At 71.6% G+C, this 11,812-nt stretch carries 15 protein-coding genes; 8 read left to right on the top strand and 7 right to left on the bottom strand.

What is annotated here, in order from left to right; genetic code table 11:
- From H288_RS0126890 to H288_RS0126880, 3 genes are all read right to left on the bottom strand, one after another.
- Window positions 1-572, bottom strand: a 572-nt coding sequence (locus tag H288_RS0126890) for a polysaccharide biosynthesis/export family protein (protein ID WP_026605329.1), incomplete at its 3' end; no start/stop codon positions are given.
- 261 nt (window positions 573-833) lie between these two features.
- Window positions 834-1,082: a hypothetical protein gene (locus H288_RS0126885; RefSeq protein WP_020095669.1), complete on the bottom strand. Its 249-nt coding sequence runs from the start codon at window positions 1,080-1,082 to the stop codon at window positions 834-836.
- Between the two features lie 181 nt (window positions 1,083-1,263).
- Complete coding sequence (locus tag H288_RS0126880) at window positions 1,264-1,560, bottom strand: DUF3072 domain-containing protein (RefSeq protein ID WP_020095668.1); 297 nt, start codon at window positions 1,558-1,560, stop codon at window positions 1,264-1,266.
- 173 nt (window positions 1,561-1,733) lie between these two features.
- On the opposite strand from H288_RS0126880, the gene H288_RS32870 reads away from it, so the two are divergent.
- The 7 genes from H288_RS32870 (at window position 1,734) to H288_RS0126840 (ending at window position 7,341) form a co-directional block, all read left to right on the top strand.
- Window positions 1,734-2,300, top strand: a complete 567-nt coding sequence (locus H288_RS32870; RefSeq protein ID WP_051123786.1) for a gluconokinase — start codon at window positions 1,734-1,736, stop codon at window positions 2,298-2,300.
- Window positions 2,301-2,304: 4 nt separating this feature from the next.
- A complete protein-coding gene (locus tag H288_RS0126865) occupies window positions 2,305-3,126 on the top strand; it encodes a Cof-type HAD-IIB family hydrolase (protein WP_020095666.1) in 822 nt (273 codons plus the stop codon).
- 168 nt (window positions 3,127-3,294) lie between these two features.
- Window positions 3,295-4,257, top strand: a complete 963-nt coding sequence (locus tag H288_RS0126860; protein WP_020095665.1) for a transglycosylase SLT domain-containing protein — start codon at window positions 3,295-3,297, stop codon at window positions 4,255-4,257.
- A gap of 343 nt (window positions 4,258-4,600) precedes the next feature.
- Window positions 4,601-5,482 (top strand): helix-turn-helix transcriptional regulator, encoded by an 882-nt coding sequence (locus tag H288_RS0126855; RefSeq protein WP_020095664.1) that lies wholly within the window; start codon window positions 4,601-4,603, stop codon window positions 5,480-5,482.
- Window positions 5,483-5,707: 225 nt separating this feature from the next.
- A complete protein-coding gene (gene cysE, locus H288_RS0126850; protein ID WP_026605327.1) occupies window positions 5,708-6,559 on the top strand; it encodes a serine O-acetyltransferase in 852 nt (283 codons plus the stop codon).
- A 91-nt stretch (window positions 6,560-6,650) separates the two neighbouring features.
- Window positions 6,651-6,866 (top strand): DUF3126 family protein, encoded by a 216-nt coding sequence (locus H288_RS0126845; protein WP_007565940.1) that lies wholly within the window; start codon window positions 6,651-6,653, stop codon window positions 6,864-6,866.
- Between the two features lie 145 nt (window positions 6,867-7,011).
- Complete coding sequence (locus tag H288_RS0126840; protein WP_020095662.1) at window positions 7,012-7,341, top strand: hypothetical protein; 330 nt, start codon at window positions 7,012-7,014, stop codon at window positions 7,339-7,341.
- Between the two features lie 6 nt (window positions 7,342-7,347).
- On the opposite strand, the gene H288_RS0126835 is transcribed toward H288_RS0126840, so the two are convergent.
- Window positions 7,348-8,055, bottom strand: a complete 708-nt coding sequence (locus tag H288_RS0126835; RefSeq protein ID WP_026605326.1) for a transglutaminase-like cysteine peptidase — start codon at window positions 8,053-8,055, stop codon at window positions 7,348-7,350.
- A gap of 319 nt (window positions 8,056-8,374) precedes the next feature.
- On the opposite strand from H288_RS0126835, the gene H288_RS0126830 reads away from it, so the two are divergent.
- A complete protein-coding gene (locus H288_RS0126830) occupies window positions 8,375-8,632 on the top strand; it encodes a hypothetical protein (RefSeq protein ID WP_012320711.1) in 258 nt (85 codons plus the stop codon).
- A 7-nt stretch (window positions 8,633-8,639) separates the two neighbouring features.
- Here H288_RS0126830 and H288_RS0126825 read toward each other — a convergent pair whose 3' ends face one another.
- From H288_RS0126825 to H288_RS0126815, 3 genes are all read right to left on the bottom strand, one after another.
- Complete coding sequence (locus H288_RS0126825) at window positions 8,640-9,239, bottom strand: transglutaminase-like cysteine peptidase (RefSeq protein ID WP_020095660.1); 600 nt, start codon at window positions 9,237-9,239, stop codon at window positions 8,640-8,642.
- A 356-nt stretch (window positions 9,240-9,595) separates the two neighbouring features.
- Window positions 9,596-11,329: an AMP-binding protein gene (locus tag H288_RS0126820; RefSeq protein WP_020095659.1), complete on the bottom strand. Its 1,734-nt coding sequence runs from the start codon at window positions 11,327-11,329 to the stop codon at window positions 9,596-9,598.
- A gap of 45 nt (window positions 11,330-11,374) precedes the next feature.
- Entirely contained in the window at window positions 11,375-11,806 is a 432-nt protein-coding gene (locus H288_RS0126815; RefSeq protein ID WP_020095658.1) for a hypothetical protein, read from the bottom strand.
- Between the last annotated feature and the right edge of the window lie 6 nt (window positions 11,807-11,812).

The following is an 11,812-nucleotide window of genomic DNA, read 5'->3' as shown; positions in this document are numbered from 1 at the left end:
GGCAGGCGGGCGCCGGCGGCGCCCTCGCCGGTGACGGTGACGGCCTGGGAGATCGGGCGGGTGACCGAGACCAGCACCTGGGGCTGGATGGCCTTGCCGGCGAGTTCGTTCTCGATGAGCGCCTGGACGTCCTGGGTGCGGCGGCCGGCGACCTTGATGCGGCCGGCATAGGGCACCGAGATGGCGCCGTCGCGCCCGACGGGCTGCTCGGGGATGAGGGCGGACTTGGATCCGGCGGAGAAGCGGTCGGCGACGAGGGGTCCGGAGAACAGGCCGCCGGATCCGGCTTCCCAGACGGAGACCGAGACCATGTCGCCGATGCCGATGACCGGCTCGGAGGAGGGGCGATGGTCGCCGAAGGAGGCGAGCAGGCTGTCGAGGGGGCGGCCGCGCAGGGCCTCGACCACGGAGGGCGTGACGTCGATGATCTCGTAGCGGGCAAGGATCCCGCCGTCGGCCGTGGCGACCTCGGCCCCGGCCTGGATCGCGCTCGCCGTCGGACCCGCCGCGGGCAGGTACGTGCAGCCCGACATCGCCGTGACGGCGAGCAGGACGAGGGGAAGTTTGCGCATCCAGATGTTGCCCATCGGTATTGCCGAGCCCGTGCCTAGCCCATAGCGGCCCAGGTGTCCGTAGCGGGTGAGCCACACTCCGCCCGCCACGACCGAGACTGCTAAGTCATCCTCGTTAAGCACAGCTTTTTCGGGGCACAGGGACGACGAATGCCGGGCGCAGCGCGCGCTGCTGAAATATCGGGACACAAATCCGAGCGCTGTCGACGGTAACGAGTCGGCCCATCGACTCCAGGGCCGCACGGCCCCGGCGCGATCCGCTCACTGACCCTGTGTCACCGCCGCGGTGATGTCGCCGTAGACGGCGCTGACGCGGGACACGTAGTAGCGGATGCTGCCGACCGCGACGAGGAAGATCAGGCCCCCGAGCAGGGCATACTCGGTCGCGGTGGATCCGCGGACGTCGCGGGCGAAGCGCGCGGTCGCGACAGGGATCCGATCCGTCAGGGCGGCCGCCGCCCGGGATCGCACCGCGCGCCGCCCCGCCCCGTCGCCGCCCGGCTCATCCATGGTCGAACGCGCCTTCCCGTCCCGCCGTCCGCGTGGCCTCACGCGCTCGGAAGGCTGTTACCGGCCCGCGCTTGCCGCCGGCTTAACGAAGTGTCCGAAACAGGGCATCGGGCTGATTCCGGGCGGGATATGCACCGCCCCGCGCGGCGGGCGCGCCCGGCGAGGGCGCGCCCGCGACGGCTCAGGCGTGGCCGGCCTTGTGGCGCAGGTCGTCGATCCGCTTGGAGGCCTCGGCCTTGTCGAGGTCGGGATCGAACGCCTTCGGCTCCTTCGCCTCCTGGGAGAGCGTCTTCAGGTAGGAGGCCTGCGCGCCGGTCATCGGCTCGCCGCCGGTGGTCCACTGGTCCGGATCCTTGATCTGGTTCGACACGTCCTTCGGGTCGGTCTTGGGGTTCTCCGGCGCGTTCTGGCGCGCATCCTGGCGCCCTCCAGAATCCCGATCGGCCTTCGACGTCGCCTTCGCGGTGGTGGTAGCCATGCGACTCATGTTCCCTAAATGTTCGCGTTCTGGGTCGTCAACGCGGCCCGCGGCGCGACGGTTCCTGCCACACGGCGGCAACGTCGGGCGCGGCGATCTTCCCTTCCGCGCGCGCGCTCCGCATGATCGTGACGCGCGGCGCCCCGGCGCGCCTCGGAGCCACGGTGGTCCGGATGACGTCCCAATCAGACCCGCCATTCGATGCCGGGACGGCCGCTCAGGTGCTCGTGGTCATGGGCGTCTCGGGGTCCGGGAAGAGCACCGTGGCGGCGCTGATCGCCGAGAAGCTCGGCTGGATCTTCGTGGACGGCGACAGCTTCCACGCGCCGGAGCACGTGGCGAAGATGCACGCGGGCCACGCCCTCGACGACGCGGACCGCGCGCCGTGGCTCGCCCGGATCGCGACCTGGATCCAGCAGCGCCTCGACGCCGGCGAGTCCGGCGTGGTGGTCTGCTCGGCGCTCCGGCGCGCGTACCGGGACGTCCTCACCCGGGGCAGCCGGCGGGTCCGCATCGTCTACCTCGACGGCGACAAGGCCCTGATCGCGCGGCGCCTCGCGGAGCGCCAGGGTCACTTCATGTCGCCGCATCTCCTGGACAGCCAGTTCGCCACCCTCGAGGTCCCGGGCCCCGACGAGCACCCGATCACCGTCGGGATCCTCGAGCCGCCCGAGGCGATTGCCGACCGGGTCGTGGCGGAACTCGCCACCGCTGCGCGCCGGGATCCGGGTGGGGAGTGACGCGATGACAGCAGGTACCGGCAAGGCCGCGGGGATCGCCCTGGTGATCTCGGACGTCGACGGCACCCTGGTCACCGGGGACAAGCGCCTGACGGCGGCGACGGTGGCGGCCGTGCGTGGCCTGCGCGCGGCCGGGATCGGCTTCAGCATCGCCTCGGCGCGGCCGCCGATCGGACTGCGGAGCCTCGTGGCGGAGCTCGGCCTCGACCTGCCGATGGGGGCCTTCAACGGCGCGAGCGTCGTCCGGCCGGACCTGTCGATCATCGAGGAGCGGACCATCCCGGAGCCGGCGGCCCGGGCGGCCCTCGACCGGCTCCTGGCCGAGGGGCTGGACGTCTGGGTCTTCGCCGACGGCGCGTGGTGCCTGCGCGACCCGGACGGTCCCTACACCGACCTGGAGCGCCGCACGATCGACGCGGAGCCCCGGGTCGTGCCGGATCTCGGAACGCTCATGGGTACGGCCGCCAAGATCGTCGGCGTCAGCCGCGACCACGCCCATCTCGCGGCCTGCGAGACGCGAATCGCGGCGGCGCTGGCCGGCCGGGCCACCGTCCACCGCTCGCAGAAGTACTATCTCGACGTGACCCCGCCCGATCTCGACAAGGGTCGCTTCGTCGCCTGGATGAGCGCGCATCTCGCTATCCCGCGCGAGCGGATCGCCACGTTCGGCGATGCCGGGAACGATCGCCCGATGTTCGCACAGAGCGGCTACTCCGTGGCGATGGGCAATGCCGAGGCGAGCGTCCAGGCGGCCGCCAGCGCGGTCACGGACAGCAACGACGCCGACGGGTTCGCCCGCGCGGTCGAGCGCTTCATCCTTCCCTGACCGGCTCCCCAGACCGGCCGACCGCGTCCGCGCGCCGCCCTGTGGCGCGCGGATCACAAGCACGCCCGTCGCCCCGGCCGCCCACAGGCTGCCGAACGGGGGCCGCTTTCCGGCCTCATTTCCCCGTGACCTAGCTTGACTACAGAACAAGCAGCACCGGGTCTCGGAATGCATCGCCTCATCCTGGCCGCCGTCCTCGCGGTCGCGCCCGCAGCCGCCTTCGGGCAGGGCGCGCGCGACAATATCGACGCGTTGATCGAGCAGCAGGCGAAGGCGAACGGCGTTCCGGCGAGCTTCGTGCACGCCGTGGTCAAGCGCGAGAGCAACTACAATCCGCGGGCGAAGGGCGGCAGCGCCCTGGGTCTCATGCAGATCAAGCACGCGACCGCGCGCGGCATGGGCTACACCGGCGACGCCGCCGGCCTGTACGATCCGGAGACCAACCTGCGCTACGGCGTGGCCTATCTGGCGGGCGCCTACCGCACGGCCAAGGGCAACGTCGCCCAGGCCTACCAGTACTACAACCGCGGCTACTACTACGCCGCCAAGCGCCAGGGCATCTCCACCGAGGTCGCCTCGGTGGTCGCCCCCGTGGCGGCGTCGGCCAGCGCCCTCGCGAGCCTGTTCGGCGGCGGCGTCGCCGACTCCAAACCCAACCCCGCGGCCGCCCTGGCCTACGCGCCGACGGCCGCCGCCGTGGCGGAGGTTCCGACCGAGACCGTCGAGGTGCCGCTGCCGCCGCGCCGGCCCGCCGCCCTGGCCGGCGCCGCGGTCGAACTCGCCAGCCTGTCCATCGACCCGGCCGCGGGCGCGACCCCGGCCGCCCCGCAGGCCGCCTCGGTTCCCGCCGTAGAGGTGCCGCTGCCGCCGCGCCGACCCACCGCCCTCGGGAGCGCGGAGGCCTCGCCGGCGCAGATGGCGGAACTCCGGCTCTCGCCGCAGCCCGCGGCGGCCGCCACCCCGATGACCCCCGCGGCCGCTTCGGCACCGGCCACCGAGGCGGCGGTCGAGGCGGTCGAGGTGCCGCTGCCGCCGCGCCGTCCGTCGCTCCAGATGCTCGCCGCCGCGACGCCGCGGCGCGCTCCGGCCGCCGCGCCGGTGCGCGAGGCCACGGCCCTGCCGGTCGAGTAGCGCGCCCTCTCCGGCGCGGGCGCAGACCGCCGATCGCCCGCCCGGCCGGGCCTTCTGCCCACACAAGGATCATGCCCAAGGCTTGACCATCGGGTCGATCCGCAACACATAGGCGCCACGCCAGCAACGTGGTTGGATCGTTACGGTACGGACCGGCGCCGCGAGACAGCGGCCGTACGCGGGTGGCGCACGACGGATCTCAGGGCAGGAAACGCCGGTCTACACGCGCACGTTCTCAGGCAGCTTCCTGTCTGGCGGAACGCCAAAGCGCGATGGATCTCGAAGCGGCAGGCATGCAGGGCACGGACTCTGCTTTCGAGCTGGCAGGAAAGCGGACGGCGCCATGACCGGCGTGGAACAGGAATCTCTCTTTCTCACGGACCTCGGGCGACGCGTCAGGCACGCGCGCACCGTGCGCGGGCTGTCGCGCAAGGTTCTGTCGCAGACCTCGGGCCTGTCCGAGCGCTACATCGCGCAGCTAGAGGGCGGCCAGGGCAACGTCTCGATCATCCTGCTGCGGCGGGTGGCGAACGCCATGGGTGTGCGGCTGGACGACCTGATCACCGGCAACGACGCGCTGCCCGACTGGCCCGTGGTGCGCGACCTCCTCGCCCAGGCGAGCCCGGCCCAGATCGTCGCCGCCAAGGAGGCCCTGTCCGGCGGCAGCCGGCCCGAATCGAGCAACCGGCCGCGCGTGGCGCTGACCGGACTGCGCGGCGCCGGCAAGTCGACCCTCGGCAAGCTCGCGGCCGAGCGCCTCGGCTGGACCTTCGTGGAGCTCAACGCCGAGATCGAGCGGGAGAACGCCCTCTCGGTCCAGGAGATCTTCGCGATCTACGGCCAGGAAGGCTACCGCCGGCTCGAGCAGGCGGCCTTGCGGCGCCTGACCGAGCATCCCGGGCCGCTGATCCTCGCGACGAGCGGCGGCATCGTCGCGGAACCGCTGACCTACGATCTGCTCCTCCAGGCGTTCTACACCATCTGGCTGCGCGCCCGGCCGGAGGAGCATATGAGCCGCGTCCGCGAGCAGGGACACCTCGCCACGACGGGCGACCACGCCTCCGCGATGCAGGAGCTGCGCGCCGTGCTGGCGAGCCGCGAGCCGCTCTACGCCCGGGCCCCGGCGACGGTGGACACCTCCAACATCCCTGTCCAGACGATGCTGGACCGCCTGACGGCGGCGATCGAGGCGCGGTTCGGGCAGGGCGTGCCGCTGGCGGACTGACCCGCCCGCGTTCGCTGACAGCCATGCGACCGATGCGACCCCTGGGCCGCGCCGGCCCTTGATCGCCGCGGTGCAGCGCACCACGCTAGGGCAGTACCCGCGGTCCGTCGCCGCCGCTGCCGTCTCTCCGGGCGGGACAACCACCCCGCCGAGCGGGCGCTGGACCGGCCCCGCCCCACGCGCGACCGGCAGACCCTGCGAAGTCCCGGACATGAGCATCCGACTATGAGCGCCAGTCCTGCCTTCACTCACCCATCGCATGACCTCGCGGTCGTCGACCCGGTCTGGTCGCGGTTGCGGGACGAGGCGGAGGATGTCCTGCGGACCGAGCCGCAGCTCGCCTCCTTCATCGTCGCCACCATCCTGAACCACACCACGCTGGAAGGCGCGGTCTCCCACCGGGTCGCGGCGCGGCTCGGGCACCCGTCGCTCCCGGCCGAACTCGTCGCCCACGCCTTCCACGAGGCGATCACGGTCGATCCCGGAATCGGCCAGGCGTTCCGCGCCGATATCGGCGCGGTGATCGACCGGGATCCGGCGACGCTCCGGGCCCTCGAACCGGTCCTGTACTTCAAGGGCTTCCACGCCCTGCAGGCCTACCGCCTCGCCCACCATGTCTGGAACCGCGGTCGGCGCGACCTCGCCCTCTACCTCCAGAGCCGGGTCTCGGAGGTGTTCCAGTGCGACATCCATCCGGCGGCGCGGATCGGTCGGGGCGTCTTCCTCGACCACGCCACCGGCCTCGTGGTCGGGTCGACCGCGGTGATCGAGGACGACGTGTCGATCCTCCACGCCGTGACCCTGGGCGGCACCGGCAAGCAGCGCGGCGACCGCCACCCCAAGATCCGCCGCGGCGTGATGATCGGCGCCGGCGCCAAGATCCTGGGCAACATCGAGGTCGGAGCCTGCGCCCGAGTGGCGGCGGGCTCGGTGGTGCTGCGGCCGGTACCGCCGAACACGACGGTCGTCGGCGTGCCGGCGCGCGTGGTCGGCACCGCCGGCTGCGACGATCCGGCTCGGGCGATGGACCAGCTCGTCGCCCTCGATCAGTTCATCCACCTGGGCGACGGGATCTGACCCGGGGCCGTCGCGCTTGCCGCTCCGCCCGCGGCGTGGCAAGCCCTCGGCCCATCCGCGGCGCCAGCGCCGCCAGGGGAGATCGACCAGCGTGACCAAAGCCGAGACCGCGAAGCTTCAGGACTATCTGCGCCGCAAGTTCGCGAACAACAATATCCGCCTTACCGCGATGAAGACCGGCGACTCCGCCGAGGTGTTCATCGGCGAGGAGTCGATCGGCGTGATCGCCGACGACAAGGAGGACGGCGACGATTCCTTCGTCTTCCGGATGGCGATCCTCGACATCGATCTCGAGGAAGAGGCCTGAGGCCCGCGCTCCGGCCGGACCCGCGTCCCGGATCGGGTCCCGCCGGCCGCACCTGTGCACGGATTAACGCTAACGAAGACTCGTGCTTAACAACCGGTAAACGGCGTGAGTACAGTGCGCGCAACCTGTATCAGGAGCGCGAATAATGGTCCTCACGCCCGTCGCCCTCGAGTCGATCCGGACCCTCTGCATCGGACTGGCGCTGTCCGGCCTGATCGCCAGCGCCTTCGAGCTGTTCGCGGCGCGGCGGGCGAGCTTCAGCCTGCTGGAGCGCGGTGGTCTGCCGGCGGTCGCCGCCCTGCCGATGCTGGCCTTCTCGGCGCCGTTCATCATCCTGCGCAACACGGTGCGCGGCCGGCGGATCGAGGGGCGCCCGATCCCGTTCGTGATGCTGGCGACGGTCATCGCGTGCGGCTGGAGCCTGCTCTCCGGCCGCGTCGCCCTCGACCTCGCCGCGATGCTGGTGGGCGCCTGATCGGGTTCAGGGCTCGGCGGTGGCCACCTGCGCGGTCCCGTCCTTGCCCTCCAGGGACACCCAGGCCGCGCCGTCCTGGCCGGCCCGCTTGATGAAGTTGTAGCCGGTGCGGCGCCAGGAGCGGATCGCGTCGGTCTTGTTGTCGAGGATGAAGTCGCCGCGGTCGGTCCGGACCGTCAGCACCGCGTGGCCCTCGTTGGTCTCGTCGATCACCACGGTCATCAGCAGGGCGCGCCGCGGCAGGCCGCGCTCCACCAGCATCCGCCGCTTCAGCAGCTGGTAATCCTCGCAATCGCCGAACCCGTCATCGGGGAAGTCCCAGCGGTCGACGACGCCCCAATGCGCCTGATCGGTGATCGGCCGGATGCGCGCGTTCACGCGGCGGTTGACGCTCTGCAGGGTCCGCCACACCGCCACGGTCAGGGAAATCTCGGCCGGCTCGGCCGTGTCGACCGTGCATTCCTGAGGCGTGCGGGCGCAGAAATCCGTCCAGCCCGCGATCGCCCGCACCGGCCCGGTCGGTTCGGCGGCGGTCACCTGATCCGGCAGGACCAGCCGCGCGTGGGCGTGGGTCGTGGCGCCGCCCATCGCGAGGATCGTGCCGAGCAGGGCGAAACTCGCCGCCTGCCGCGCGCGGCACGCCGCGTGCGTCCACCCGCGCCAACGGAGCGGGCCGAAGACCTGACACGAGATACCGCCATCCGCGTGCCGCATGGTTCAAGCCCCCGCCGCCCGATGATGACGGAAGGGTGACACGGCCACGTGCGACGCACAATGGGTCAGGGCGAGGCAGCTAACGCGCGGGGAGCCGTATCGGTTCCGATTTAAGAGAGTGTTGCATCCGCGGGGCTGGCCGAAACCGTATGCACTGAGTGAATAGCCGCTCTGCGCCTTCTCGGAAGGCCTTGATTCAGGTCAGCTTTGCCGGCTTCTCAGCACGGCTCGCACGGGGGATTCGCGGCGGGCTCGATCGAGACGCGTGAAGCCGGCCAGCCCGTCGCCGACGGGGCCGCACCCCAGGAAAGGACCCGCCATGCAGCCCGCCATCCAGCAGGTGATCAGAGCGCTCGCCGAAGATGGTCGGGCCGGCGCGATCAATATCGCGGAGCACGCGGTCGATTCCTACCTCGCCGACGCGCCGAGCGAGGGCGACAGGGCGCTGTCGCGGGACATCCTGGTCCGGGATCTCGCCAGTCTCCGGGGCGTCGCCCCGCATCTCGCGGCCTTCATCGGCCGGGTGGAGTCCTACGTGGCGAGCCTCGCCCAGCCGTCGCTGAGCCGGGCGGCCTGAGGCCGCGTCACCGGTTTGCAGTGGTGACCGGGGAGGTGACGCCGCCGAGGGAGACCCAGGCGACGGCGTCCTGGCTCTCGCGCTTGATGAACACGTAGCCGGTCTTGTGCCAGGGCAGGATCGCGCTGGTCTTGTTGTCGAGCACCAGGTCGCCGCGGTCGGTGATCAGGGTCAGCACGGCGTGGCCCTCGCCCTTCTCGTCGATCACCACGGTCATGCGCATCGCCCGCCGCGGCAGGCCGGCCTCGGCCAGCATGTGGCGCTTGAGCAGCTGGAAGTCCTCGCAGTCGCCGATGCCGTCCTCGGCTAGGTCCCAGCGGTCGGCCACGTGCAGGTGGTCCTGGTCGGTCATCGGCTCGATCGCCTTGTTGACCCGCCGGTTCACCGACACGATCGTCGCCCAGGTGGCGGGCGTCAGGCTGATCCGGGCCGGCTCGCCCCGGTCCAGCGCGCACTCCGCCGCGTAATTCTGACAGAACGTCACCCACGCCGCGATCGGCTTGGCGTCGCCCAGGATCTTGGCGCCCACGTCCGCGGGCAGGCTCGCCAGCGTCTGCGCCTGAACCGGAGCGGCGAGGCCGAGCAGCGTCGCCGCTCCGACCAGCATCCCCCGAACCGTCCTGAGAAGCGCCGCGCCCATCGAACCCGTCCCCGTTGTTGAGGACAGGATTGCGCCGCAGAGCCTCCGCGGCGCTGAAGCGGATGCGCGCAATTTTACCGATCTGCCGGCGCGGGCCCGCTCACGCGCGACAGCGTCGACGGGAGACTTGAGAACCCTTGTAAATCGGCGGCTTCGGCTTCGGAAACCGGAAACCTTGAGGGTTCGTCACCCGGGGACCTGAGTCCTCAGGCGCGCAGCCGCCATCGCGAGCGCAGAGAGGCACACCAAGACTGCGCCAAGCCGACCGATGGCGCGCTGCCCTGGGTAGCCTCGCTGCGCCCGCGATCACGGGGTGGAAACGCTCAGCCCGCCGTCTGGTCGAGCTTGCGCTCGGCCTCGCCCTTCAGCTCCGGGAAGTCCGCCTGCGTGTAGGCGCGGCCCCGGTGCGGGTCCTCGGTGATGCCCTCGTGCTCCAGGCGGCGGAGCTGCACCCGCCGGATCTTGCCCGAGATCGTCTTGGGCAGATCGGTGACGAATTCGAGCCCGCGCAGGCGCTTGAAGGTCGCGAGCCGGGCGTTGGTGAACCGGAAGATGTCGAGCGCCGTCTCGGGTCCGGGGCTGGCTCCGGCCACCAGGGACACGTAGGCCTTCGGGATGGTGTGGCGCATCGGGTCGGGCACCGGCACCACCGCCGCCTCGGCCACGGCCGGGTGCTCGATCAGCACGCTCTCCAGCTCGAAGGGGCTGATCCGGTAGCCCGACGACTTGAACACGTCGTCGGCGCGGCCGACGAAGGTGTAGCAGCCCTGCTCGTCCACGAAGGCGACGTCGCCGGTGTGGTAGAGGTCGCCGGCCGCGCCCGACAGGTTGCCCTGGCCGTCGTCGTAGCCCTGCATCAGGCCGGCGGGCCGGTGGGCCCCGAGTTCGAGGCAGACCTCGCCCTCGGTGGCCGGCTGACCGTCGAGGTCGAGGACGCGCACCCGGTAGCCCGGGAGAGGCCGGCCCAGGGCGCCCGGCACCACCGGCTGCCCCGGCGTGTTGGCCATGAGCGCGGTGGTTTCGGTCTGGCCGTAGCCGTCGCGGATCGTGAGGCCCCAGGCGCTCTTCACGCGCTCGATCACCTCGGGATTCAGGGGCTCGCCCGCCGCGCAGACCTCGCGCAGGGCGAGCCGCTTCCCGGACAAGTCCTCCTGGATGATCATCCGCCAGACGGTCGGCGGCGCGCAGAGCGTGGTGGCGCCGGTGCGCTCCAGCTGCGCCAGCAGCGCGGCCGCGTTGAACGGCGCCTGGTTGATCACCAGGATCGTCGCGCCGGCATTCCAGGGCGCGAAAAACGAGGACCACGCGTGCTTCGCCCAGCCCGGCGAGGAGACGTTGCAGTGCACGTCCCCCGGCTGCAGCCCGAGCCAGTACATGGTCGAGAGCGCGCCCACCGGGTAGGAGCGGTGGCTGTGGCGCACCAGCTTCGGCTTCGCCGTGGTGCCGGAGGTGAAGTAGAGGAGCAGCGGGTCGTCGGCGGCGGTCGGGGCGTCCGGCGCGAAGCTGTCCGAGGCCGTGAAGGCGTCGTCGTAGGCCGCCCAGCCCTCCGTCGGAGCCCCGGTGACGAGGCGAACGGCACCGCCCGTGTCGAGGCCGGCGAACCGTGCGATCTGCTCCGGCCCGGCCACGATCGCCCGCGGGCGGCCGCGGGCGAGGCGGTCGGCGAGCTCGTCGGCGGTGAGCAGCGTGGTCGCCGGGATGACCACGGCGCCGAGCTTCATCGCGGCCAGCATGGTCTCCCACAGGGCCGGCACGTTGCCGAGCAGCAGGAGCAGGTGGTCACCGCGCTTCAGGCCGAGCTGACGCAGGTGGTTGGCCACCTGATTGGACCGTGCCGCGAGCTCGCCGAAGCTGAGGCTCTGCTCGGCCCCGCTGCCAGCCTCGACGATCCGCAGGGCGGCGCGGTCGCGGCTCTCGGGGCCGGCGAGGACGGCGTCGAACCAGTCGAGCGCCCAGTTGAACGGCACCGGGTCCGGCCACGCGAAGGCCGCGACGGCGGCGGCGTAGTCGGTGCGATGGGCCAGCAGAAGGTCGCGGGCCTCCCGGAAGCTCGGCATGGTCGTTCCCCCTCGTCCTCGTTGCCCGATCCCGACCCGGCGTCTTCAGGCCGGGATCAGATCCTCACCGGCCTCGCCCTGCGCGAGGCGCTGAACCATGGCGGCGTGGAAGTCGCGGATCTGCCCGGCAATCGCCCCAACACTGCGGTCGTTGCGGGCGAAATCGTCGGCGTTCAGCGCGATCAGGCCGGCCGTGTAGCCGGCCTCGTTGTGTTCGAACGGATCCGCGTAGAGCCATGCCCACCAATCGCGGAGCGGGATCAGGCTGGCGCCGGGCTTGACCCGCAGCGCCGCCAGGAAACGGAAATGGCGCGTCAGCTCTTTCCGCCAGACCGACCGCGTCCGTTGGGGCACGAAGGCGAGCAGCTTCACGAGGTGCTCGTTGATGGTCTCCTCGCGCCCGCGCGCCTTCTGGGCGACGATTGCGCGCGGGAAGGCCATCTCGAACCGGACTTCGTCGTGGTCCAGCACATCCATCGCCTG

This window comes from Methylobacterium sp. 285MFTsu5.1 (assembly GCF_000383455.1).
Classification (GTDB): Bacteria; Pseudomonadota; Alphaproteobacteria; order Rhizobiales; family Beijerinckiaceae; genus Methylobacterium.
Note: the sequence above shows the minus strand (reverse complement) of the source record. Positions and strands in the feature narration are given on the sequence as shown.

What these genes read in the sequence shown, in the direction of transcription:
- H288_RS0126830 (WP_012320711.1), top strand. Translation starts at nt 8,375, where the DNA reads ATGCAGCCCGCCATCCAGCAGGTGATCAGAGCGCTCGCCGAAGATGGT.
- H288_RS0126815 (WP_020095658.1), bottom strand. Translation starts at nt 11,806, where the DNA reads ATGGATGTGCTGGACCACGACGAAGTCCGGTTCGAGATGGCCTTCCCG.
- H288_RS0126860 (WP_020095665.1), top strand. Translation starts at nt 3,295, where the DNA reads ATGCATCGCCTCATCCTGGCCGCCGTCCTCGCGGTCGCGCCCGCAGCC.
- H288_RS0126855 (WP_020095664.1), top strand. Translation starts at nt 4,601, where the DNA reads ATGACCGGCGTGGAACAGGAATCTCTCTTTCTCACGGACCTCGGGCGA.
- cysE (WP_026605327.1), top strand. Translation starts at nt 5,708, where the DNA reads ATGAGCGCCAGTCCTGCCTTCACTCACCCATCGCATGACCTCGCGGTC.
- H288_RS32870 (WP_051123786.1), top strand. Translation starts at nt 1,734, where the DNA reads ATGACGTCCCAATCAGACCCGCCATTCGATGCCGGGACGGCCGCTCAG.
- H288_RS0126885 (WP_020095669.1), bottom strand. Translation starts at nt 1,082, where the DNA reads ATGGATGAGCCGGGCGGCGACGGGGCGGGGCGGCGCGCGGTGCGATCC.
- H288_RS0126840 (WP_020095662.1), top strand. Translation starts at nt 7,012, where the DNA reads ATGGTCCTCACGCCCGTCGCCCTCGAGTCGATCCGGACCCTCTGCATC.
- H288_RS0126825 (WP_020095660.1), bottom strand. Translation starts at nt 9,239, where the DNA reads ATGCTGGTCGGAGCGGCGACGCTGCTCGGCCTCGCCGCTCCGGTTCAG.
- H288_RS0126880 (WP_020095668.1), bottom strand. Translation starts at nt 1,560, where the DNA reads ATGGCTACCACCACCGCGAAGGCGACGTCGAAGGCCGATCGGGATTCT.
- H288_RS0126820 (WP_020095659.1), bottom strand. Translation starts at nt 11,329, where the DNA reads ATGCCGAGCTTCCGGGAGGCCCGCGACCTTCTGCTGGCCCATCGCACC.
- H288_RS0126835 (WP_026605326.1), bottom strand. Translation starts at nt 8,055, where the DNA reads ATGCGGCACGCGGATGGCGGTATCTCGTGTCAGGTCTTCGGCCCGCTC.
- H288_RS0126865 (WP_020095666.1), top strand. Translation starts at nt 2,305, where the DNA reads ATGACAGCAGGTACCGGCAAGGCCGCGGGGATCGCCCTGGTGATCTCG.